Origin of the sequence: Corynebacterium sp. c8Ua_99, from assembly GCF_039907185.1 — a bacterium.
Taxonomy (GTDB): domain Bacteria; phylum Actinomycetota; class Actinomycetes; order Mycobacteriales; family Mycobacteriaceae; genus Corynebacterium; species Corynebacterium jeikeium_D.
The window spans coordinates 40,047-63,233 of sequence record NZ_JASBOG010000005.1 but is presented as its reverse complement, the minus strand read 5'-3'; the positions used below and the strand labels follow the sequence as shown (position 1 = coordinate 63,233).

At 58.7% G+C, this 23,187-nt stretch carries 19 protein-coding genes; 10 read left to right on the top strand and 9 right to left on the bottom strand.

Annotated features, from left to right (window positions below; all coding sequences use genetic code 11):
* Positions 1-91 precede the first annotated feature (91 nt).
* From whiA to secG, 6 genes are all read left to right on the top strand, one after another.
* Positions 92-1,090, top strand: a complete 999-nt coding sequence (whiA, locus tag QKE19_RS04305) for a DNA-binding protein WhiA (protein ID WP_049190810.1) — start codon at positions 92-94, stop codon at positions 1,088-1,090.
* Between the two features lie 183 nt (positions 1,091-1,273).
* Entirely contained in the window at positions 1,274-2,278 is a 1,005-nt protein-coding gene (gene gap / locus QKE19_RS04300) for a type I glyceraldehyde-3-phosphate dehydrogenase (protein ID WP_048731894.1), read from the top strand.
* Positions 2,279-2,388: 110 nt separating this feature from the next.
* Complete coding sequence (locus tag QKE19_RS04295; RefSeq protein ID WP_347890459.1) at positions 2,389-3,600, top strand: phosphoglycerate kinase; 1,212 nt, start codon at positions 2,389-2,391, stop codon at positions 3,598-3,600.
* A 69-nt stretch (positions 3,601-3,669) separates the two neighbouring features.
* Positions 3,670-4,458: a triose-phosphate isomerase gene (tpiA, locus tag QKE19_RS04290; RefSeq protein WP_049190741.1), complete on the top strand. Its 789-nt coding sequence runs from the start codon at positions 3,670-3,672 to the stop codon at positions 4,456-4,458.
* A 202-nt stretch (positions 4,459-4,660) separates the two neighbouring features.
* Positions 4,661-7,489 carry a phosphoenolpyruvate carboxylase gene (ppc, locus tag QKE19_RS04285; RefSeq protein WP_347890458.1) on the top strand — a complete coding sequence of 943 codons (2,829 nt, stop codon included), beginning with the start codon at positions 4,661-4,663 and terminating at the stop codon, positions 7,487-7,489.
* A 101-nt stretch (positions 7,490-7,590) separates the two neighbouring features.
* The gene (gene secG, locus QKE19_RS04280) at positions 7,591-7,827 is read left to right on the top strand and encodes a preprotein translocase subunit SecG (protein WP_005510775.1); all 237 of its coding nucleotides are present in this window, start codon (positions 7,591-7,593) and stop codon (positions 7,825-7,827) included.
* 117 nt (positions 7,828-7,944) lie between these two features.
* Here secG and pgl read toward each other — a convergent pair whose 3' ends face one another.
* The 3 genes from pgl to zwf are packed head-to-tail and all read right to left on the bottom strand — an operon-like array spanning position 7,945 to position 11,290.
* Positions 7,945-8,712 carry a 6-phosphogluconolactonase gene (gene pgl / locus QKE19_RS04275; RefSeq protein ID WP_347890457.1) on the bottom strand — a complete coding sequence of 256 codons (768 nt, stop codon included), beginning with the start codon at positions 8,710-8,712 and terminating at the stop codon, positions 7,945-7,947.
* Positions 8,709-9,725: a glucose-6-phosphate dehydrogenase assembly protein OpcA gene (locus QKE19_RS04270; protein ID WP_016422736.1), complete on the bottom strand. Its 1,017-nt coding sequence runs from the start codon at positions 9,723-9,725 to the stop codon at positions 8,709-8,711. Before QKE19_RS04270 ends, pgl begins: the two co-directional genes overlap by 4 nt.
* Before the next feature lie 50 nt (positions 9,726-9,775).
* Entirely contained in the window at positions 9,776-11,290 is a 1,515-nt protein-coding gene (gene zwf / locus QKE19_RS04265; RefSeq protein WP_347890489.1) for a glucose-6-phosphate dehydrogenase, read from the bottom strand.
* A gap of 224 nt (positions 11,291-11,514) precedes the next feature.
* Here zwf and QKE19_RS04260 point away from each other — a divergent pair, with 224 nt between their 5' ends.
* From QKE19_RS04260 to QKE19_RS04250, 3 genes are read left to right on the top strand one after another with little or no spacing between them, the layout of a single operon-like run.
* The gene (locus QKE19_RS04260) at positions 11,515-11,877 is read left to right on the top strand and encodes a GntR family transcriptional regulator (RefSeq protein ID WP_016422738.1); all 363 of its coding nucleotides are present in this window, start codon (positions 11,515-11,517) and stop codon (positions 11,875-11,877) included.
* Positions 11,874-12,593 (top strand): hypothetical protein, encoded by a 720-nt coding sequence (locus QKE19_RS04255; RefSeq protein WP_347890456.1) that lies wholly within the window; start codon positions 11,874-11,876, stop codon positions 12,591-12,593. Before QKE19_RS04260 ends, QKE19_RS04255 begins: the two co-directional genes overlap by 4 nt.
* Positions 12,590-13,309, top strand: a complete 720-nt coding sequence (locus QKE19_RS04250) for a hypothetical protein (protein ID WP_016422740.1) — start codon at positions 12,590-12,592, stop codon at positions 13,307-13,309. Before QKE19_RS04255 ends, QKE19_RS04250 begins: the two co-directional genes overlap by 4 nt.
* Before the next feature lie 268 nt (positions 13,310-13,577).
* Here the strand turns inward: QKE19_RS04250 and tal are convergent, their stop codons facing one another.
* Together tal and tkt are read right to left on the bottom strand one after the other, a co-directional pair.
* Complete coding sequence (tal, locus tag QKE19_RS04245; protein ID WP_150960998.1) at positions 13,578-14,693, bottom strand: transaldolase; 1,116 nt, start codon at positions 14,691-14,693, stop codon at positions 13,578-13,580.
* A gap of 170 nt (positions 14,694-14,863) precedes the next feature.
* The gene (gene tkt / locus QKE19_RS04240; protein ID WP_347890455.1) at positions 14,864-16,963 is read right to left on the bottom strand and encodes a transketolase; all 2,100 of its coding nucleotides are present in this window, start codon (positions 16,961-16,963) and stop codon (positions 14,864-14,866) included.
* Between the two features lie 289 nt (positions 16,964-17,252).
* On the opposite strand from tkt, the gene QKE19_RS04235 reads away from it, so the two are divergent.
* On the top strand, positions 17,253-18,167 hold the full coding sequence (locus QKE19_RS04235) for a heme o synthase (protein WP_172954651.1): 915 nt from the start codon (positions 17,253-17,255) through the stop codon (positions 18,165-18,167).
* A 382-nt stretch (positions 18,168-18,549) separates the two neighbouring features.
* Here the strand turns inward: QKE19_RS04235 and QKE19_RS04230 are convergent, their stop codons facing one another.
* From QKE19_RS04230 to mptB, 4 genes are all read right to left on the bottom strand, one after another.
* Entirely contained in the window at positions 18,550-19,563 is a 1,014-nt protein-coding gene (locus tag QKE19_RS04230; protein WP_016422745.1) for a COX15/CtaA family protein, read from the bottom strand.
* A 93-nt stretch (positions 19,564-19,656) separates the two neighbouring features.
* On the bottom strand, positions 19,657-20,460 hold the full coding sequence (locus QKE19_RS04225; protein WP_048734187.1) for an ABC transporter permease: 804 nt from the start codon (positions 20,458-20,460) through the stop codon (positions 19,657-19,659).
* The gene (locus QKE19_RS04220) at positions 20,460-21,428 is read right to left on the bottom strand and encodes an ABC transporter ATP-binding protein (RefSeq protein ID WP_048734184.1); all 969 of its coding nucleotides are present in this window, start codon (positions 21,426-21,428) and stop codon (positions 20,460-20,462) included. The genes QKE19_RS04225 and QKE19_RS04220 overlap by 1 nt, the downstream gene beginning before the upstream one ends.
* A 25-nt stretch (positions 21,429-21,453) precedes the next feature.
* On the bottom strand, positions 21,454-23,166 hold the full coding sequence (gene mptB, locus QKE19_RS04215; RefSeq protein ID WP_240593343.1) for a polyprenol phosphomannose-dependent alpha 1,6 mannosyltransferase MptB: 1,713 nt from the start codon (positions 23,164-23,166) through the stop codon (positions 21,454-21,456).
* Between the last annotated feature and the right edge of the window lie 21 nt (positions 23,167-23,187).

Here is a 23,187-nt window from a genome sequence, read left to right as displayed (position 1 = left end):
TTTATTGCTAAAGCTCAAATGGGGTTAATTTCACCTAAATTAACCAGGCTCAAACCCAGCTCGTACACATGAAATGAGGATGGACAGCATCGTGGCATTGACGGCGAAGGTCAAAGACGAACTAGCCCGCGTGTCAGTTTCGCAGGAAAGCGCTCAGGCAGCGGAGATTGCGACCCTGTTCCGCTTCGCAGGAGGACTCCACCTGGTGGCAGGTTCGATTGTGCTGGAGGCTGAGTTGGATTCCGGCGCTGTCGCACGCCGCCTGCGCTCCATGCTGGCCGAACTCTACGATGTCAAAGCCAGCCTCAATGTCTTGTCTCCCGGTGGCTTGCGAAAGACCTCGAAGTACATCGTGCGGGTAACTGATGGCGCGGAACTCGTCGTTAGGCAAACTGGCCTGATTGACTCTGCGGGACGTCCCGTACGTGGGCTACCACGCAAGCTGATCATGGGGCAGAAAATTGATCAAGAAGCTGCATGGCGGGGTGCTTTTTTGGCACATGGTTCACTGACTGAGCCGGGGCGTTCCTCAGCTTTGGAAGTCACTGCTCCTTCTGCTGAAGCGGCACTCGCATTGGTGGGATGTGCTCGTAGGCTCGGAATTACGGCTAAGAGCAAGGAGAATAAGTCCCGCGGTGGCGATCGCGTAATCATCCGGGAGGGCGATGCAATCGGTGCGCTGCTGACGCGAATGGGGGCCCAGACTACTCGCCTGCAGTGGGAAGAACAGCGTATGCGTCGTGAAGTGCGAGCGACGGCCACCCGCTTGGCAAACTTCGACGATGCCAACCTGCGGCGCTCGGCTCGTGCGGCCGTTATTGCAGCAGCGCGAGTAGAGCGTGCTTTAGAGATTCTCGGTGACGATGTACCAGACCATTTGGTGTCTGCAGGACAGCTGCGCATCGAGCACAAGCAGGCTTCACTGGAAGAACTTGGGCAGCTGGCCAATCCGCCAATGACCAAGGACGCCGTCGCAGGACGCATCCGCCGTTTGCTCTCCATGGCGGACAAAAGAGCAAACGAACTCGGAATTCCCCCCACAACTGCAGTCGTTACAGACGAACTTTTTGACAAAGAAGTTGACGAGTAAAGCACCTGTTATGCCTAGTCAGGTGCGTAATTTTTGATAAATCTCCGTTTATTTGGGGTTTTCGCACCAAACCACCGCTGCGCGAATGAAAAACCCAACGTACACTTCTGTAGTGAACCTGTTGGAGCGCAATCAGCGCCCTGACAAGTGGCATCGATTCGCCAATCCATTAAGGAGATTATTGTGACGGTTCGTGTAGGTATTAACGGTTTTGGTCGCATTGGCCGCAACTTCTTCCGCTCCCTGCTCGCTGCGGGCGCTGACCTGGAAGTCGTTGCTGTAAACGACCTCACTGATAACAAGACCCTGGCTCACCTGCTCAAGTACGACTCCATCATGGGCAAGCTTGACGCAGAGGTCACCTACGACGATGAGTCCCTCACCGTCAACGGCAAGCGCATCGCGGCATACGCTGAGCGCGACCCGAAGGACCTGCCGTGGGGCAAGCACGAGGTCGACATCGTCATTGAGTCCACCGGTTTCTTCACCGATGCCAACGCTGCCAAGGCTCACATCGAGGCTGGCGCCAAGAAGGTCATCATCTCCGCTCCAGCTAAGAACGAAGACGCAACCTTCGTTGTCGGTGTCAACCACACTGACTACGACCCAGAGAAGCACAACATCATTTCGAACGCTTCTTGCACCACCAACTGCCTGGCTCCGATGGCTAAGGTTCTGGACGACAAGTTCGGCATCGAGCGCGGTCTCATGACCACCATCCACGCATACACCGGTGACCAGCGTCTGCACGACGCTCCGCACAAGGACCTGCGTCGCGCCCGCGCTGCTGCACTGAACATTGTTCCGACCTCCACCGGTGCTGCAAAGGCAGTCGCTCTGGTTCTGCCGCAGCTCAAGGGTCTGCTGGACGGCTACGCACTGCGTGTTCCGACCCCGACCGGCTCTGTCACCGACCTGACCTTCACTGCGAAGAGCGAGGTCACCGTCGAGTCCGTCAATGCTGCCATCAAGGAAGCTGCTGAGGGCGAGCTCAAGGGTGTTCTGGGCTACAACGAGGACCCAATCGTTTCCAAGGACATCGAGGGCGACCCGCGTTCCTCGATCTTCGACGCACCGCTGACCAAGGTCATCGGCGATCAGGTCAAGGTTGTCTCCTGGTACGACAACGAGTGGGGCTACTCCAACCGCCTCGTCGACCTGGCTGTCTACGTCGGTGAGCGCCTCTAATAACTCACCTGGTTAATCCCAGACCCCGAACGGGCCGGGGTGGTTGCGCCTGAGTAGGGCACACCACCCACGGCCCGTTTTTTACACACTTTCACAAGGATTTCATTGAGATGACTGTTAAGACTGTCAAAGACCTGATCAACGAAGGTATTGAAGGCCGTTACGTCCTCGTCCGCTCCGACTTTAACGTCCCACTGAAAGACGGCGTTATCACCGATCCGGGTCGAATCGATGCTTCGCTGCCCACCCTGTCCGCGCTTGTCGAGGCCGGCGCCAAGGTCGTTGTTATGGCTCACCTGGGTCGCCCGAAGGGCGAGGTTAAGTCCGAGTTCTCCCTGGCCCCGGTCGCTGAGGCGCTATCTGAGCGCCTGGAGCAGTACGTCGCGCTCGCCGGTGATGTCTCCGGTGAGGACGCGCACGAGCGCGCAAATGGTCTGACTGAGGGCGATGTACTCCTGTTGGAGAACGTCCGCTTCGATCCGCGCGAGACCTCCAAGGACGAGGCAGAGCGCGCCGAGTTCGCAGCCGAGCTGGCCGCACTTGTTCCGGACGGAGCATTTGTTTCCGACGGTTTCGGTGTTGTTCACCGCGCCCAGGCTTCCGTCTTCGACGTCGCTAAGAAGCTGCCGCACTACGCCGGCAACCTGGTTCAGGCTGAGCTTGAAGTTCTGCGCAAGGTCGCAGAGACCCCGGAGAAGCCGTACACCGTCGTGCTCGGCGGTTCCAAGGTTTCCGACAAGCTGGGCGTTATTGAGGCTCTCGCGCCGAAGGTTGACTCCCTGGTCATCGGCGGCGGCATGTGCTTCACCTTCCTGGCTGCCAAGGGCTACGCCGTTGGTGCATCCCTGCTGCAGGAAAAGATGATTGACACCTGTAAGGATCTGCTGGACCGCTACGGCGATAAGATCGTTCTGCCAACCGACGTAGTCGTGGCTGAGAAGTTCGCTGCAGACGCTGAAAACAAGGTGGTAGACGCCACCGAGATTCCGGAAGGCTGGATGGGCCTGGACATCGGACCGGCTTCCGCCGAGGCATTCGGCAAGGTGCTCGCTGAGTCCAAGACTGTGTTCTGGAACGGTCCGATGGGCGTGTTCGAGATGGAGGCTTTCGCAGCTGGCACCCGCGAGGTTGCACAGGCCATCATCGATGCCACCACTAACAACGGTTGCTTCTCCGTCGTCGGTGGCGGCGACTCCGCAGCAGCAGTACGTACTCTGGGGTTGAACGAGGACGGCTTCACCCACATCTCCACTGGTGGTGGCGCTTCGCTGGAGTTCCTCGAGGGTAAGACTCTGCCGGGCGTCTCCGTCCTGGAAGACTAAGATTTTTCCACCACCGGATTTTCATCGCTTAAAAATCCGCTAATTGATAGGGAAGTGAATTCCACCACTATGGCACGTACACCATTTATTGCTGGTAACTGGAAGATGAACCTGAACCATCTCGAAGCTATCGGTGTGGTGCAGAAACTCGCGTTCGCTCTGCCAAAGGAGTACTACGACAAGGTTGACGTCGCTGTCATCCCGCCGTTTACCGACCTGCGTTCGGTCCAGACTCTGGTTGAGGGCGATAAGCTCGGCGTCACTTACGGCGCGCAGGATGTCTCAGTCCACGAGTCCGGCGCTTACACCGGCGAGATTTCCGCATCGATGCTGGCAAAGCTCGGCTGCACCTGGGTCGTCGTCGGTCACTCCGAGCGTCGCGATATGCACGCAGAGGACGATGAGCTGGTCGCAAAGAAGGCCAAGGCAGCACTGCGCGAGGGCATGAACCCAATCGTCTGTGTCGGCGAGCCGCTGGAGGTCCGAGAGGCCGAAGAGCACGTCGAGTACGTTGTCTCTCAGGTCAAGGGCTCCCTGGCTAATCTGACCAACGCTGAGCTGGCCAAGACCGTCATCGCTTACGAGCCTGTCTGGGCTATCGGCACCGGTAAGGTCGCATCGGCTGCGGACGCGCAGGAAGTCTGTGCAGCTATCCGCGAGACCGTCGCAGAAATTGCGGACGAGAACATCGCAAAGGAGATGCGCATCCTCTACGGTGGTTCCGTCAAGGCCGAGAACGTCGCTGAGATCGTCGGCAAGCCCGACGTCGACGGCGGCCTCGTCGGTGGCGCTTCGCTCGACGGTGAAGCATTCGCGAAGCTCTGCGCACTTGCTGCAGATGCCGCTCAGAACGCCTAAGTGCATATAAATTCAGAACAACTGATAAGATAGGCGCCATGCGCGACCCCGGATTGGTTTTATTGATTCTCATAAAACCGATTCGGGGTTATTGCCTTTAGGCGGACTCAATCCAGGCACACCGACTGGCAATAATTCAGCGCAATACATTTCCCGAGGCTTTCCACTTGGAATGCCCGGCAATTTTCAAAGGACGTGCTCAATGAACGAACAAGTACATGGTGACACTGACCGACACACTGCACGCAATGAGCAATCCTCATCGACCGCTACCGCGAAGCAGCAGGACTTGCTCTGGGAGGATATTCGCCACCTGGGTCGAATTCTTGGGCAGGTAATCCGCGAGCAAGAGGGTGACGAGGTCTTTAACCTGGTCGAAAATGCTCGCCGTGCAGCCTTCGAACTCCATCGTGGCGATGGCGACATCGAGAAGCTCACCGGCCTCTTCCGAGATATTGACCCTGCCGAGGCAAGCCCTGTCATCCGTGCTTTCACGCACTTCGCACTTTTGGCTAACCTCGCTGAGGATTTGCACGAGGAGCTGGGCATCGAGGCATCTCTCGATGCTGGCGATCCACCGCAGGACTCCACTCTGGAGGCAACATGGCAGAAGCTTCGCGACGCCAAGGTTTCCGGCAGCGCCATTGCGGACATGATGGACCACATTGAGGTCGTCCCGGTTCTGACCGCACACCCAACGGAAACTCGTCGTCGCACAGTGTTCGATGTGCAGAAGCACATCACGGCCGCAATGCGGCGCCGCCACGAGATTCAGGCGGCCCCGATGAATGCGCGCACCGCGGACCGACTCGCTGAGATTGATGCCGATATCCGCCGCCGTATCCTGACGCTGTGGCAAACGGCTCTCATTCGCATGAACCGCCCGGACATTCGCGATGAGGTCGAGGTTGGTCTTCGCTACTACCAGCTTTCTCTGCTGGAAGCTGTGCCACAGATTAACCGAGACGTCGTCAAGCACTTGCGTCAGCTCGGCGGCAACAAGTTGCCTGCTAACCCAACGATTCGCATGGGCTCGTGGATTGGCGGTGACCACGACGGCAACCCATACGTGACGGAGGAGACGCTGCGCTATGCCTCCGATAGGGCGGCGGGTACAATCCTGCGTCACTACTTCTCGCAGTTGCACCTGCTGGAGCGCGAGCTCAGTCTCAGCGACCGCCTGACCAAGGTCACCGTGGATCTGGTCGCTCTGGCCAGCCGCGGCCACAATGACGTACCTAACCGCGAAGATGAGCCGTACCGTCGTGCGGTTCACGGTATCCGCGGTCGCGTGGCGGCAACAGCGGTGAACTTCTTCGACGAGTCCATCATCGAGGGCGACTGGTCGGAATTCACTCCGTATGACAGCGCCGAGGAGCTACTTGAAGAGCTCTCGATTATCGACGACTCACTGCGGTCCAGCCACGATGACCTCATCGCCGATCACCGCCTGCGCGATCTGATTGATTCAGTCGAAGTATTTGGTTTCCACCTGTACTCGATTGATATCCGCCAGAATTCGGACTCTCATGAGGAAATACTCACCGAGCTGTTCTCCGCTGCCGGCGTGGTGGACAACTACGCGGGATTGAAGGAACTCGACAAAGTCGAGCTGCTGACCAAGGAACTGCAGTCCTCCCGTCCGCTGGTTTCGACTTCCGCAGATCTTTCCGAAACTACGGCTCGCGAGCTAGGCATTATGCGTGCGGCATCTCGTGCGGTGCGCAAGTACGGTCATGACGCGGTACCGCACTGCATCATTTCGATGTGTACATCGGTCTCCGACCTGCTGGAGCCGATGATTCTGCTCAAGGAAGTCGGTCTGATTCGCCCGAATGGCTCGCAGCCGACCGGTTCTGTTGACGTCATCCCGCTGTTCGAAACCATCGAAGACCTGCAGGCTGGTGCCGACGTCCTGCGTGCTGCGTGGGACATTCCGGTCTACCGTGCATTCGTCTCCGCACGCGGAGATCTGCAGGAAGTCATGCTCGGCTACTCTGATTCCAACAAGGATGGCGGGTACTTCGCAGCAAACTGGGCGCTTTACGACGCGGAGGTCGCCATCGTGGCAGCTGCGAAGGACAACGACATTCGCCTGCGTCTCTTCCATGGCCGCGGAGGTACTGTCGGCCGTGGTGGCGGTCCGTCCTACGAGGCAATTCTGGCGCAGCCGTCGGGTGCAGTCCAGGGGTCCGTGCGTATCACTGAGCAGGGCGAGATTATCTCTGCAAAGTACGGTCACCCTGCTGCGGCACGCAGGAACCTCGCCGCGCTGGTTTCGGCAACGATTGAGTCGACTCTGCTCGACGTCGATGACCTGAAGAACCCAGCTCGCGCCCACGAGATTATGTCGGAGATTTCCGACCTGTCTCGCGAGGCCTACTCGAAGCTCATGCACGAGGACCCGGGCTTTATTGACTTCTTCACGTCGTCGACCCCGGTCGATGAGATCGGCAGCCTGAACATCGGTTCGCGTCCGACCTCACGCAAGCAGACCCAGACCATTTCTGACCTGCGCGCAATTCCGTGGGTACTGTCCTGGTCGCAGCAGCGTTCTATGGTCCCTGGCTGGTTTGGTGTCGGCTCTGCACTGCAGGAGTGGATCGGCGAGGATGAAGACGGTTCCCGCCTGGCTGAGCTCCGGCAGCTCAACGAGATTTGGCCGTTCTTCAATTCGGTGCTGTCGAACATGGCGCAGGTCATGTCCAAGGCTGACCTGAACCTGGCGCGCGCCTACGCTAGCCTGTGCCAAGATAAGGCCGACGGTGAGCGCATCTACGGCATCATCAAGGCTGAGTTCGACCTGACTTTGGAGATGTTCCTGAAGGTAACCGGGTACAAGCACCTGCTGGAGGACAACCCGCTGCTCAGGCGCTCGGTGGACATGCGCTTCCCGTACCTTATGCCGCTGAACATCATCCAGCTGGAGATGCTGCGTCGCTACCGTGCCGGCGATAATCGCGACAAGGTGCGTCGGGGCATTCAGCTGACCATGAATGGTCTGGCAACTGCACTGCGCAACTCCGGCTAGGAATTCGTCTAGGGATACGGCTAGGGATACCTAGCCAGCGGAGCAATTGCGCTAGTATAGTTGGAGTTCTTAAAGAAGCGACGTTTCAAAAGGAAGTGCGCGTGTACCTCGCCATTCAGATTGTCCTGGTCATCACATCCATCCTGATGACGCTGTTCATCCTGCTCCACAAGGGTAAGGGTGGCGGACTGTCCAGCCTCTTTGGTGGCGGCATGCAGTCGAATCTGTCCGGTTCGACTGTGGTGGAGAAGAACCTTGACCGCGTCACTATTGTGACCGTGATTATCTGGTTGCTCTGCATTGTCCTGTTGCTGCTGTTCAATACTTTCGGCTGGTAGGTTCCGCACGCAGCACGCCCCACCGCAGGCCTTTAAGCAATAAAAATTCCCGTCGATAGCATTTCGCTTATCGACGGGAATTTGCTGTTTCTGGGCTGTTAGCGGTGAAGCGGAAGCCTAGAGCTGCGCAGCCGCAGCATCGTCAACAAAGACAATGGTTTCCTGAACACCGCGAACCCCGGCCGCCGGCCACTGCGCTGGGTCGTCCTGCTGAGCGATAGCTGCAATTGCCTCAGCCTTTTCGCCGCCCGCTACAAGTAGCCACACACGCTGAGAGCTGGCGATGGCCGGCATCGTCAACGTGATGCGGGTCGGCGGTGGCTTCGGGCAGTTATGCACGTCCACGACCAAGCGTTCCTGCTCAGCCAGCGCTGCGGTATGTGGGAAAATCGAGTTGATGTGTCCCTCTCCGCCCATACCAAGAAGGTGAAGGTCAAAGCCATTTGGAGCCTTCTCCCGAACGATAGCTTCGTAGCTTTCGGCGGCCTCCGTGGTGGTCACGCCGCTGTCGGCAGCGGCAAACTCGAAGATGTTTTCCTCCGGCACGCCGACAGGGGACAAGAGACGCTTACGAGCAGCCAACGCATTGCGATCTGCCGAGTCGGCAGCGACAAAGCGTTCATCTCCGAAGAACACCAGGACTCGGTTCCAGTCGATGTCTCCGGAATCGTCGGCAAGCGCACTGAGCAAAGCGGTACCCGCGCCGCCACCGGTGAGAACGACGCGTACGAAACCGTCATCGGTGACCGGAGAGGCGTTGCCATGTTGGACGGCGACAACCGCATCGATGAAGCGCTGACGTGCAGCCTCGACGATGCCCGCCTGGTCAGCGGCGCGGTGGAACTGAGGGGCGGGGACGGTATTCGAGGCGTTATCGGTGGTCACTTGTCAGAGACTCCTGGTTCGTTAGCGAAGCTAGTTGTTGTGGACGTCGGAGGTTGCATTCCCACCGTGTGAATCTGACTGAGGCCACGCAGGGCACGTCCGTAGGCAGTATCGTGGTCGAGGTGACGCAGCTCCTCTGCCAAACATTCGGAGCGTGTTGGACGCGATACTGCAACCTTGAACGGGGGCTTTTCTCCGTTGGTGACCGATGCAGTGGTGGCGCTTTCAATATCGATGCGCAGGGTCTGGCCATTTTCACGCTCAAAGGCGACCGAGGTCACCGGTGGCTTGGCGCGGCCCTTTTCGTCCACCGGAATCTTCTTCTCACCGGTGGAGTAACGGTTGACCGGCAGCCCCAGGCGATCTGCCAACCATCCGGCGGCGACCTCGACCGATGGCGAGTCCTGTGGGCCGTAGATGGACACGGAGGTCACCGGCGAATGCGGCGGCAAGTCGAAAGCGGATGCCAACACACCGCGCCAGTTCGTCAGCCGCGACCAGCTCAGGTCGGAATCGCCGGGCGTGTAGCCCGTACGGCGCGTGTAGATAGCGTTGCTATTCGGGTCACACAGTGAATCGGTGATACGGCGCTGGGCAATCCGGCCGATTGGTGTCGCCGCTGGGACCTGCGGCGCCTCAGACGGCCACCACGCCACGACCGGCGTATCCGGCAGCAACAGAGGAGTCACCACAGAGCTGTGGTGCTGACCAATCTCTCCGGACATGTGCATAACGACGATCTCAGCGGCACCGGCATCACCACCGACGCGGAGTTCCGCGTCGAGGCGATTGTCCAGGCGTGGATCATCGGAGACCAATACCAGCACACGGGATGGGTGTTCGCGGGAAACGGAGTTGACCGTGGAAATAATGTTTTCCAGGTCGTCTTCGCTTTTGGCCAAAACAATCAGGGTGAGGACACGGCCCGTGGTGACGATGCCGCCCTGCTCTCGAAGCTGCACCAACTGACGAGCAATGCTCGCGGTGTCAGTGTCTGGCAAATTGACAATCATGAAAGTGTTCTTTCTGTCAGAAAATTCTTAAGAACTGAGAGGTCGGCAACCTATGGCCGTCGCCAAGCGCGACCGTCGCGCTCGAGCATGTGGTCAGCGGAGGAAGGCCCCCACGAACCTGCGGGGTAGCCCTCGGGACGACCGCGCTTGGCCCAGTACTCGATGATCGGGTCAAGAATCTTCCAGGACAGCTCGACTTCCTCGTTGGTGGGGAAGAGGCTGGCCTCGTCGAGAAGCGCATCCAGAATTAGGCGCTCGTAGGCCTCTGGCGACTGCTCGGTAAACACCTCGGAGTAGGAGAAGTCCATGTTGACATCGCGCACCTCCATGGCCGAGCCCGGGACCTTCGAGCCGAAGCGCATGAGCACGCCCTCGTCTGGCTGAACACGGATGACCATTGCGTTCTGGCCGAGAGCGGCAGTCATTGTCTCTGCGAAGGGCAGGTGAGGTGCGGACTTAAAGACCAGCGCAATTTCAGTGACGCGGCGGCCGAGGCGCTTGCCGGTGCGCAGGTAGAAGGGGACACCGGCCCAGCGACGGGAGTTGATCTGCAGCGTACAGGCGGCGTAGGTCTCGGTCGTGGATTCGGGGTCGAAGCCTTCCTCATCGCGCAGCCCTGGCACGAAGTTGCTGCCCTGCCAATCCGCCGTGTACTGGCCACGAGCGGTGTATTTCGAAAACGGACGCACTGGCTCGACGGCACGCAGAACCTTAATCTTTTCCGCCTGCAGCTCTTCCGGGGTAAAGGCGATGGGCTCTTCCATTGCCACCAGCGCCAGGAGCTGGAGTAGGTGGTTCTGAATCACGTCACGAGCTGCACCGATACCGTCGTAGTAGCCGGCGCGACCGCCCAAACCAATGTCCTCGGCCATGGTGATCTGAACGTGGTCAATGTAGTGAGAATTCCACATCGGATCGAACAACTGGTTGGCAAAACGCATGGCCAGAATGTTCTGGACGGTTTCCTTGCCCAGGTAGTGGTCGATGCGGAACACAGCGTCTTCTGGGAAGACCGAGTTCACAATCTGGTTGAGTTCCTGAGCGGAGGCCAGGTCGTGGCCGAATGGCTTCTCAATAATCACGCGACGCCAATAATCCTCGCCCGACTGCGCCAGCCCCGAACGATCGAGCTGATGACAGACATCGGGGAAGTTAGCTGGCGGAATGGACAGGTAGTAGGCCCAGTTGCCAGCGGTGCCGCGGGAGCGATCGAGCTCCTCAAGTTGTGCGGCCAGGCGATCGAAGGCCTCGTCATCGGTAAAGGTACCGGTGACAAAGTGAATGCCCTCAGCCAGGCGCTGCCAGACACTCTCACGGAAGTCTGTGCGGGCGCCCTTTTCCACTGCGGTGCGCACATAATCCTCAAAGTCCTGTTTCGACCATTCGCGACGACCGTAGCCGACCAACGCGAAGGAGGCAGGCAGTAGACCGCGGTTGGCCAGATCATAGATGGCAGGCAGAAGCTTCTTTCGGGCCAGATCGCCCGTCACTCCGAAAATCACCATGCCGCCCGGGCCCGCAATACGCGGCAGGCGTTTATCCTGCGGGTCGCGCAGCGGGTTGATGTATCCGTCGTGGTTGGTGCTGTCGTCTCCGTTGTGCGGAGAGCTGGCAGTAGGGGAGTTCGAATCGTTGCGTTGCAGAGAATCACTCACGGTTTACATAATGTCATATCGAGAAAAGTCCGGTGGAATCGTTTCCGATTCCTCCGATGGGGCCTTGACGGGTCCCTTTCTTCTGCCTTAGGTTTATGACCTAGGTGGTATACCCATAAACCACGGAGGTGGATATGCAGGCGAAGGAGGCGGACCCTCGGCCCATCTACGTCCAGATTGCCGAGGATCTGAAATCAATGATTTTGTCCGGGGAGCTCTCGGCTGAGGATCGTGCCCCTTCAACCAAGGAGCTCTCGGAGTTCTATCAGGTCAACCCAACCACGGCCGCCAAGGCCATGACGGAACTGTCGATGGTGGGGCTTGTGGAGAAGAAAAGAGGACTTGGCATGTTTGTCACTCCAGACGCCCGTGAGCGCATTCGCGCTGAGCGTCGTGAAGCGTTCCAGCGCACCTACATCGAGCCATTAAAAGCGGAGGCCGGCATTCTCGGCCTCACGCTCCACGACATCATCGCCATGCTGGAGGAGGAGAAATGAGTATCTACGGCGTGATTGGCCCCAACGGCGCCGGCAAGACTTACTACCTGCGTACCCTCGCGCAGATGCCTACGGCGGCCCTGGCGAAGGCTGCACCCGACACCCAGGTCTTCGGTGCCACCCCGCGCGAATATTTCCAGATCCTGCGCACCGGCTGGGATCAGCTCGATGTGCCCCACGCGGAGTCCCTCCTCGATTTCCCCGCTGACACCCCTATCAAAAAGCTCAGCCTGGGCCAGCGCCAGCTGCTCATCGCCGCTGCCACCCTGGCATCGGGCAAGGAAGCATTGCTTTTCGACGAGCCCTTCAACGGCCTCGATGTCGAGCACCGCACCGCATTGCGCGGCATGCTTATCGACTCCGCCGAATCAGCCGACATTGTGGTCACCTCGCAGCACTCCCAGGATCTAGCCGGTCTGGTGGACACCTTGATTGTCATCCACAAGCAGGATGCGTACGGGCCCTATGACGTCGATAAGCTGCGCGCTACCCATCCGGTGCTGCGCGGCCCTACGGATCTCGTGGCGCAGGTGGCCGGCCCAATGCTCGCTAAGAAAACCCTCGGCGAGCGCTGCGAGGCAATCCTGGCTACAGAGGTCAGTTCGTCTGCCGCTGCGCATGCCAGCGCCCTCGGCGTTGAGGTGAGCTACCTCGACCCCGCGGCCCTCATCGACCTCGCAAGCACCTCCGCCTACATCGAACGGAGCAAGAAATGAGCACCGGAGCTTTCATCGCGACCAACAAGAAAACCTTCCTCGGTGTTGCCGCCGTGGCCATCCTGTACTCGGCCTTCGGGCGCATGCTCGTAGGCAGCGGAACCGGCAACACCTTGCTTGGCATTATCGCGCTGGGCATCCTCTTCCTCATCACAGCCCGGCGTTCGGTCACCCTGCGCGACTACGGCGTGAGCACCGCCCGCTGGGTACGCTCCGCAATTATCGCGATCTTGGGCACATCGTTGGTGGCTACCGCCTTCATCGTCACGGCGATGGTCATCGAACAGAACAAGTCCGGTTACTACCGCGGATTCGATAGCTTCATTGTCACCTCCGGACCGGCCCTGTTTCCGGACACTAACGGGGAGCTGTACATGATTGAGGATTCCGGGCAGAATTACACGACGGTTCTGCTCACCGCGCTGTGCGTCTTCTTGAGCTTCCTCATGGCTACCGTGGCGAGCACCGCAGTCGGCACCGTCGCCGGCGCGAAGGGCACTCGTGCAGGATCGATCACCATTGGCCTGGCCCTGGTCACGCTCTTCCTCTTTAGCTATCTGCTGGACGTGACCGACTCCGTACCGGGCGCCCCCTGGCCGGCTGTGCCGATCTTTGCCTCAATCATCACCGTAATCTCTGCGTTCGTGATGGCCTGGGCATTAAAGGAAGAGAAACGCCCGCTGCCTACTGTGCGCCCCGCCTTCGCCGCGTCCTAGCTCCATCAAAAAAGCTCCCCTGCGCGGGGAGCTTTTTCATGTCCAACGTTGAAAATGCGGGTTAAGTAGCACAACAGGCGAACCGAAACTGACAACCCCAAAAGTTACGGGCTGCAGATGTGAAACTGTGCAAGTTTATGACACCTTCAGGCTATTTTTCGGGCCGTTTTTGACATAAACGCAGTCAGTAACTCGGATCGCCAGGCGACCTGCTGGCGCCAGCCAGAAACGCAGCCACTACCAACAGGCACCTAGATAATCAGCAGGCTTACTTCAGCTGCTCCATGCGCTGTGCAATCGACTCGAGCAAGGACTGCCAGGAGTCCACGAACTTCTCCACGCCCTCGCGCTCCAGGACAGCGAAGACGTCATCGAGGTCGATGCCAATCTCGCTGAGCTGAGTCATAACGGCATTGGCTGCTTCCCCCTGGCCGCTGACGGCGTCGCGAACCTCGCCCTCGAAGCCCCCGGCAGCACGCAGCGTCTTCTCCGGCATGGTGTTCACAGTCTGCGGTGCAGCCAGCTCAGTGACGTAGAGGATGTCCGGGTAAGCCGGGTTCTTCACACCGGTCGAAGCCCACAGCAGGCGCTGCGGCTTAGCACCGGCGTTTTCCAGCTGTGCCCAGCGAATATTCTGCGCCGAGAAAGTTTCCTCGAACTTGGCGTAAGCTGCACGGGCATTGGCCAGACCAGCCTTGCCGCGCAGAGCCAGGGCCTCCTCGGAGCCGATCTTGTCCAGGCGAGCATCGATTTCGGTGTCAACGCGAGAAACAAACAGCGACGCAACAGAGTGAACCGAAGCCAGGTCTACGCCGTTGTCCTTCGCACGCTCAATGCCCTCGATGAACGCATCAATGACCTGCAGGTAACGCTCCACCGAGAAAATCAGGGTGACGTTTACCGAGATTCCCTCGGACAGAGCCTGGGTGACAGCCGGCAGGGAAGCATCGGTCGCCGGAATCTTAATCATCGCGTTCTGCTTGCCGACGCGCTCCCAGAGCTTACGGGCCTGCGCAATCGTGGCCTCGTAGTTGTCGGCGTAGCGAGGATCGACCTCGATGGACACACGGCCATCGACACCGTCGGTTTCTTCGGATACACCAGCGAAAAGGTCACAGGCATCGCGGACGTCGTCGATTGCCATCGCGAACACAGCATCTGCCGGGTTCGCACCCTCTGCAGTAAGCTGCGCCAGCTGAGAGTCGTAATCCTCACCGGCGGTCATCGCCGAAGAGAAGATTGCCGGGTTAGTAGTGACACCGACAACTCGAAGCTCTTCAATAAGATTTTTCAAATCGCCCGAGGTGAGGCGCTGGCGCGAAAGATCGTCGAGCCACGCCGAAGTCCCTACCTTGGCGAGCGCTTCCATCGTGGTGTTTCCCATAGTGTTTAACGCCTTTCTGTCAATACCGCTTCGTTGCCTAAAGACTTCGCTAAAAGTTGTATGTCCTTAAACTACTGTGCGTCACAAACAATACTGGCGCTACCGGAGCGCGGTACGGTTTTCACAAATCCCGTCCCGACAACGGCCGATAGCGCCAGGTTTTAACAAACTTACTTAGCAGCCTCGATGGACTCCTTGGCGGCATCGACAACAGCCTCTGCTGTGATGCCGAACTTCTCGAACAGCTCCTTGTACGGAGCCGATGCACCGAAGTGCTCCAGGGAGACAGCGCGACCAGCATCACCCAGGTGGCGGTACCACGGCATTGCAATACCGGCCTCAACCGAGACACGAGCGCGGACGGACTTCGGCAGAACCTGCTCGCGGTAGGCATCGTCCTGCTGCTCGAACCAGTCAAGACACGGAACGGAGACAACGCGGGCGCTGACGCCTTCCTCGGCCAGCTTGTCAGCAGCTTCGACAGCGAGGTGAACTTCCGAACCGGTAGCCATCAGGATGACGTCCGGGGTCTCCTTGGCGCCGTCGACAAGCACGTACGCACCACGACGGACGCCCTCAGCGGCCTTCTCCTTGGTGCCTTCCAGGACCGGAACGTTCTGGCGGGTCAGAGCCAGAGCCTTCGGGCCTGCCTCTCCCTGAAGAACAGCGGCCCAAGCCTGAGCGGTCTCGTTAGCGTCAGCCGGGCGGACAGTGGACACACCCGGGATAGCGCGCAGCGAAGCCAGCTGCTCAACAGGTTGGTGCGTCGGACCGTCTTCGCCCAGACCAATGGAGTCGTGGGTCCAGACATAAATAGGGGAGATGCCCATCAGCGATGCCAGGCGGACAGCCGGACGCATGTAGTCCGAGAAGATAAGGAAGGTGCCGCCGTACGGACGGGTACCACCGTGGAGCAGAATGCCGTTGAGAATCGACCCCATGGCGTGCTCACGGATACCGAAGTGCAGGTTGCGGCCGTACGGGTCGGTGGTCCAGGTGCCGGTGGTGATGGACTTCGGACCAAAGGACGGCTCGCCCTTCAGGACGGTGTTGTTGGAGCCAGCCAGGTCAGCCGAGCCACCCCACAGCTCCGGCAGGGTCTTACCCAGTGCCTGCAGCGCGGCCTCAGAAGCCTTGCGGGTAGCAACACCCTTCTCGTCCGGCTCCCAAGTCGGCAGCTCAGCGTCAAAGCCCTCCGGCAGCTCGCCGGCGGTCAGACGGTCCAGCAGAGCCTTGCGCTCCGGGTTAGCCGCAGCCCACTCGTCGAACTTGACCTGCCACTGTGCGTGAGCCTCAGCACCACGCTCAACCAGCTTGCGGGTGTGCTCAATGACCTCGTCAGCGACGTTAAAGCTCTTGTCGGTATCGAAGCCGAGAGCTTCCTTGATGCCGACAATCTCCTCGTCACCAAGAGCAGCACCGTGCGATGCGCCGGTGTTCATCTTCGTCGGAGCCGGGTAAGCGATCACAGTGCGAACGCGAATGAAGGTCGGACGCTCCGTATCCTTCTTGGCCTCCTCGACAGCAGCCTCGAGTGCTGCGACGTCCTCGCCGCCGTCGACCTCAATGACCTGCCAGCCGTAAGCACGGTAGCGGTCCGCGACATTCTCGGTGAAAGCAATGGTGGTGTCGTCCTCGATGGAGATGCCGTTGTCATCCCAGAAGACAATCAGGTTGCCCAGCTGCTGAGTGCCGGCCAGCGAGCCGGCCTCGGCAGTGACACCCTCCTGAACGTCACCATCAGAAGCGATGACGTACACGTAGTGATCGAACGGAGACTCACCCGGAGCAGCTTCCGGGTCGAACAGCCCACGTTCCCGTCGCGAAGCCATGGCAAAACCGACGGCCGACGCCAGCCCCTGACCCAGCGGGCCAGTGGTGATTTCCACGCCGTCAGTGTGGCCGTATTCCGGGTGACCCGGGGTGAGAGCGTCCCACGTACGCAGCGCCTTCAGGTCATCGAGCTCCAGGCCAAAACCGCCGAGGTACAGCTGGACGTACTGCGTCAGAGAGGTGTGACCACAGGAGAGAATGAAACGGTCACGGCCGATCCACTTCGTATCCTTCGGATCATGGCGCATAACGCGCTGGTAAAGAGAGTAAGCCAGCGGTGCGAGGCTCATCGCAGTGCCAGGGTGCCCCGAACCTGCCTTTTCAACGGCGTCTGCGGCCAGCACACGGGCCGTATCAACGGCCTTCGTATCCAAGTCAGACCAGTCCGAGGGGTAGTTGCGCACAACCCGTGCTTCATGCTCAGTCGACAGTGTCACGTGAATGACTCCTAGTATCCAAATGGATTAGTAAAATTCTCCTCCATACTAACTAGGATTGCGCGCTCCGGGTTCAAACCGGGCCGAATAGCTGAGAGATAAGTCTCAGAGGGCGCGCCGCACATGCTTTACGACGGTCATTATTGGAACCGTTATGATTACCGGTAAACTGATTGCCTGCCCCTCATTTAATTTTGCGGAAAAACTCGTCGGGAACTTTCCGACCGTTACATCCGACTATCTGTAAACGGGGGGTTTGTTTATGGCGCGTGAAAGGGACATTGCTTTGTTGGAAACAGTCAAGGCGTATATTGCACTGACTAAGCCAAGAATTATCGAGCTCCTGCTCGTCGCGGCCATTCCCGCAATGCTTCAGGCTGATCGCGGTCATGTTCACGTTGGACTGATTCTTCTCACCTTGTTCGGTGGTTGGCTGGGTGCAGCGGCTGCGCACACCTTCAACATGGTCATGGATTACGACATTGACCAGAAGATGCGCCGTACTCGCCGTCGCCCGCTCGCGCGCAACCAGGTTAGCCGTCGAGCGGCAGCGATTTTCGGCACTGTCTTGATGATTGCGTCGTTCCTATGGCTGTGGTTGCTGTGTAACTCGCTGCTGGCCGCCGTCTTCATTCTGATTACGATTGCCTTCTACATCTTCGTCTACACGTTGTGGCTGAAGCGCCGTACTGATCAGAACGTAATTTGGGGTGGCGCTGCGGGTTGTATGCCGGTGATGGTCGGCTGGGCCGTGATCACTGACAACAACCCGGAGATTACGGGGCTGGCTCACTGGTGGCAGGCATTCATCCTGTTCCTGCTTATCTTCTTCTGGACTCCGCCGCACACCTGGGCATTGGGCCTGCGCTACAAGGAGGACTACAAGGCCGCTGGCGTGCCGATGATGCCAGTGGTCAAGCCGGCAATCGTCGTTTCCAAGCGCATTATTTACTACACCGCCGCGACCGTGATTACCACTCTGCTGTTGGTTCCGTACGCGGGTTGGATCTATCTGATTGGCGCCGTTGGCGCTGGTGCCTGGTTCCTGTGGGGCGCCATTGACCTGCACCGCCACGTTAAGACCGGTGGCAAGATCAAGCCGATGAAGCTGTTCTTCATGTCGAACAACTACTTGTCCATCGTCTGTGTGGCGCTTTCTCTCGATGCCGTACTCGGATTGCAGACAATTTCGAGCATGTTCTAAGGCAGTTGCTGAGCTCCTTTGAAGAGGCCCTTTCCGGTTGCGGGAAGGGTCTCTTTTTGTGTGTGGAGATGGGCACGGGCTGCAAATGTGAAACTGTGCGAGTTTATGACACTTTCAGGCCATTTTTCGCGCGATTTCTGTCATAAACATAGTCAGTAACTCGGATCGATAAGTGGGCAGACCGCCCCCTTGCACCGCCCGCGCAGCCCGCACCGCCCGCGCAGCCCGCTAGCCACTGGGAAACGCACATCCGAGCACACGGAGCCGAGCAGACAGCAGAACCGCCTAAACACGCACAACCAAAGCGCGTGTTTAGGCGGTTCGAGCAGGAATCAACGGCCGGTAACCACAGTGGTTAATACAGCCGCTGACCGGCAGCTAACTACGCGGTAACCTCGACGTTCTTCTCCGAAGCAACAGTGGCGGCAGCCGCATCGCCTTCAAGCGAGCCAGTGACTTCTGCGCTCCCACCGACAGTGCGGTAACCGTGCTGGAAAAGTACTGCAGTCAAAGCGGTGCAGATACCAGATCCGGCAACGTGAACCGGCACCAATGCCTCCGGTACACCGGACCAGTACTGAATCATTCCAACTACGCCCTGAGCCAAAATGAACACAACGAGTGCGATGGCAACCTTACGCACAGGCGCAAAGGCTTCCGAGGCCAGCAGACCGAAAATGAGGCCGATAACCAGGCCAAGGTAGAGGTACATAAAACCAGCGTGGATATGCGCCAGGTCAACAATCGGTAGCTGGAGGCGATCCTCCGGGAGCACCGAAGCATCTCCAGCGTGTGGTCCCGCACCGGTGACCATAGTTCCGGTAATCAGCGTCATCGTCAGGGCCAGGCCGGAGGCGGCAGCCAGATAGCGCAGATAGCGCGGGTACATGCGGGTAGCAGTGCCGTCATCAGGCTCAGAAATCTTGACGAAAAGCATGCCAGCGAGCCAGACCAGAATCATCGAAGGCAGGAAGTGCAGCGCTACGGCGTACCACTTCAGGTCAACCCAAACGGAGATACCGCCGATAACAGCCTGGACGATAACGCCGAGACCGTTGAGGAAGGCCAGCAACTTGATTTCCTGACGGCGACCGACACGCATAACCGAAAGGAAGAGCAGAAGTGTCAGAGCAACCAGCACAAAGGTGAGCAGCCGGTTGCCAAACTCAATAATCTGATGGAGCATTTCTGCTTCCCCCGCGACAGGAACGAAGCTGCCTGGGTGACATTCAGGCCACGAAGCACAACCGAGACCTGAACCAGTAACACGGACGATAGAACCGGTTACCGCAATTGCCGCCTGTGCAATCAAAACCAGCAGGGCATAGAGCTTCTGGCGCCCGATTGGTGTCAGCGGCAAAAACGATAGGGGCAAACTTCGATCTGCAGTATTCACATTAAGAAATTCTACCCATGCTGGCGGAAAATGGTAATAAGCGAAACCCCTGCGTTGGGCTGCGCTTTTCTATGCAGATTCCCCGACAGATTCCTAGTCATTCGGCATATCAAAACGGAACCAGCGGGCCGCGAATGCAGCGCCAAGGACGCCCCACACAAGTAGCACCCCGACAGCTGACCAATGGACGGACATGGCCAATGCCGCGGAGATCACGTCGGTAAGCGCGACGGACGGCAAGAGGTGTAGCAGTACAGAGCTGATGTCATCTAACGATGGCGCAACGGCCACATACGTAGTAGCACCAATGAGGATGAACCAGATCAGGTTGGCCAGACCTAGGATTAGCTCGGCTCCCAACGTACCTCCCATGAGCAAGCCCAATGAGGTAAAGACGAACGTTCCCAGAAGCATCCCCACATAAGCCAGCAGCCAGCCGCCAATCGACAGCTCTGCGCCAAGGGCGAGTCCCACGAGACTAAACAGTACGTACTGCAACGTGACGGTGGTGCAAACCGACACAATCTTGCCTGCGATAATGCCCCAGGGTGGCACGCCTGAGGCGCCGATGCGCTTCAGGGCTCCGTAACGGCGGTCAAAGCCCACGGCAATTGCCTGTCCGGTAAACCCTGCAGACATGACGGAAATCGCCAGCACCATGGGGAAGATACGCTCGAGCGGATCATCGAGTTCCAACACCGGCACCATCACCAGGCCGATGAGCATCGCCAACGGGATAATGATGGTGAGGAGCATTTGCTCACCATGTCGCCAGAAGAGCTTCGTCTCCAACCACGCCTGCGACATGACCAACTTCGCCATGTCCGAACGCTGTGGCGCTGGGGCGAAAGTGCCCTTCGCAAAGCGGGAGGCATCAGACCTCGGTGCGGTAGTCATTAGCTCCTCATCTCCGTTCCAGTGATCTGCAAGAAGACATCTTCAAGCGATTGCGTCGCCCTATTCAACGAGGTGATCAACACCTCTTGCTGCTCGCAACTCTGCGCCAAGACAGTCAAGGCGCGCGGTGAAGCCTCACCAATCAGGGAAAACTCTCCACCGCCAGAACGCTGCAGACGCTGTGGAAGACCGGACTCGCTGAAGTTGCGGTTGACCTCTTCGAAGTCAAGGCTGCCTCGAACGCTGATCTTCATAGCAGTGCTTGACGACGTTCCCTGGAGAGCCGATGCGCCTGCGCTAGTGATCTCCTCGGTGGTACCGGCCACAACTAAATGGCCCCGGTCGATAATCGCAACGTCGTCGGCAAGCGATTCGGCCTCGTCCATGAGGTGCGTTGTCAGGACCACAGTGACCCCATCACGGCGCAGCGACGAGATGAGATCCCAGACGGCTAGACGGGACTGAGCATCGAGGCCTGCTGTCGGCTCGTCGAGGAACACAAGCTCCGGACGTCCGACCAGGGCACATGCGAGCGACAGTCGCTGCTGCTGACCGCCAGAGAGCCTGCGGTAGTTCGTCTTACGATGGCGTTCTAGGCCAACGATTTCAAGGAGCCAATCAGTGTCCAGCGGGTTTGCGGAGTAACTGGCAACGAGGTTCAGCATTTCGCCAACGCGAACACCGGGGTAGGCACCTCCGCCCTGGAGCATGATGCCAATGCGGCTGCGCAGTGCTGTGGTTTGAGTGACCGGGTCGAGATCGAGAATGCGAATTCGCCCTTCATCCGGCTTGATGAAGCCCTCACACATTTCAACGGTTGTGGTCTTACCAGCGCCGTTGGGGCCGAGGAGCGCAAGAACCCTACCTCGATCCAGGGAAAGCGAAAGGTCTGATACAGCCTCAACGTCATCGAATTTCTTCGTTACGTTCTCAAGGCGCAGAGCAGGAGAATTGGCAGCGTTATTCACGGTTAGTCAGTCTAATCTCACAGTTTTAATGAAGGCGAAATACCTTAGATCGCGTCGAGTACGCCAAGATGACGAACATGACTGCGACGAAGAATACCAACGCCAGTAGGTAAATCTGAGCGACGGTGCCCGGAGGCAACCCCAGGCCGCGTGGTAGTACTACAAAACTGAAAATTGCCGAGTACAGAACCACGGCAATGCGAAATTGTACCCGGTTGGCCCAAGCGGACAGGGGCACGATGGCCCATAGCAGGTACCAGGGGTGCACGACGGGGAAGAGGATTACTAGAGCGAACATCGCGAGGCCGTAGCCGCCGAGCGGGTGAATGCGCCCACGGAACGTCGCTAACAGCATGCGCAGGAGCCAGGCAGCCACCAGCACTACGCCAATGCCGCGGGTAAACAGCAAAGCACTGTCGCTGATATCGCCGAGCCCCAGAAGCCTGCCGAAGAAACCAGCGATGATCCCGAGCAGGGTAGTCAACGACATCCAACTGCGCACCGTTGCGGCGCCACCCTGCGCGGTGATCCAACCAAAGCCCAGACCAGTTCCTAAGGAAACAACGACTGCCGTGACGACGGTTATTGCGCCCGTCACTACCGCGGAAAGAGCAACGGCCTTCCAAGTGCTGCCAAACTTTCGGGCCAGCCACATGCCGGCAAAGCCGAGCGCCACGAAACCGGTGACTTTGACCATTCCGGCAAGGCTGATGAGCACGATACCGCCTGCATACAGCGCCCACGATCTACCTCGGCTTTGGTTCTCGTGTCCGATCGGTCCGGGTTCTGGCAGCTCATCGGGCACCATCGATTGCGCAGGGCCGTGGATAGCTCGCAGACACAGTTCGAGACCAACGAGCAGGAGAGCCAGCAGCAGGGCCTCATTGTGGATACCGCCCACCAGGTGCAGCAATACCAACGGATTGAGCGTGCCCAGCCAGAGGGTGAACTGAGAGCTAACGCCGCAGCGGCGACCAAGCTGCACCAGCGCCCAGGACACCACGAGAAGCGAAACAATGGCGACAAGTCGATGCAGAAAGACGGAAGCGATGACCCCGTCGCTGGTTATCTTGGCGATACCCCATGCCACTGCGAGGGCCGTGGGACCGTATGGGCTCGGCGAGTGCGACCAAATCAATGGCACCGATCGGGCAAGTGGGTCGTTGGCTCCCAATAGGTCAACAGGTCCTGCGAGGTAGGGATCCATACCCCGCTCCACAATTGCAGCCTGCGCCAAATAGGAATAGATATCCTGCGTAAACAGGGGAGCGGTAAACATCAAGGGCAATACCCATGCCGCGTAGGTGCGTATGAGCATCGGAGTAGTCACTGCGGTGACGCGAGTCCGCGCACCGGCCAGAACGAAAGCGCCGACACCCAACCAGGCTGTGACTAACATGCCAATGCCCACGAAGGTGACGATTGTCGTTGCCACCAACATTCGACCGAGGATTAGCCCAAGTGGTGTACCCCAAAACTCATTTCCAACCACCGGTGTCGCGCCTGCGCCAATCCCAGCGACCATAATAAAGATCGCACCGAGAGCACCCAGCCAACGCAGCCAGGTGAAGCGTCTGAGTTCGCGGTAATTGATGCGGTGTTGGAGCGGCTGTTCTGAGCCCTGGTGGAGGGTTGCCGACCTAGAACCGGCCAGACCAATTTTCGGAATGGCGTCACGCACCCCGAGAGCGTCGTCGAAGGCGGACGAGCGGCGCGGGGTAGGTCGGTTAGTTTTCACAAAGTCACATAGTAGACGATT

Coding starts and splice junctions, on each gene's coding strand:
- QKE19_RS04295 (WP_347890459.1), top strand. CDS start 2,389: ATGACTGTTAAGACTGTCAAAGACCTGATCAACGAAGGTATTGAAGGC.
- tpiA (WP_049190741.1), top strand. CDS start 3,670: ATGGCACGTACACCATTTATTGCTGGTAACTGGAAGATGAACCTGAAC.
- ppc (WP_347890458.1), top strand. CDS start 4,661: ATGAACGAACAAGTACATGGTGACACTGACCGACACACTGCACGCAAT.
- QKE19_RS04270 (WP_016422736.1), bottom strand. CDS start 9,725: ATGATTGTCAATTTGCCAGACACTGACACCGCGAGCATTGCTCGTCAG.
- QKE19_RS04260 (WP_016422738.1), top strand. CDS start 11,515: ATGCAGGCGAAGGAGGCGGACCCTCGGCCCATCTACGTCCAGATTGCC.
- QKE19_RS04255 (WP_347890456.1), top strand. CDS start 11,874: ATGAGTATCTACGGCGTGATTGGCCCCAACGGCGCCGGCAAGACTTAC.
- QKE19_RS04250 (WP_016422740.1), top strand. CDS start 12,590: ATGAGCACCGGAGCTTTCATCGCGACCAACAAGAAAACCTTCCTCGGT.
- tal (WP_150960998.1), bottom strand. CDS start 14,693: ATGGGAAACACCACGATGGAAGCGCTCGCCAAGGTAGGGACTTCGGCG.
- QKE19_RS04225 (WP_048734187.1), bottom strand. CDS start 20,460: ATGACTACCGCACCGAGGTCTGATGCCTCCCGCTTTGCGAAGGGCACT.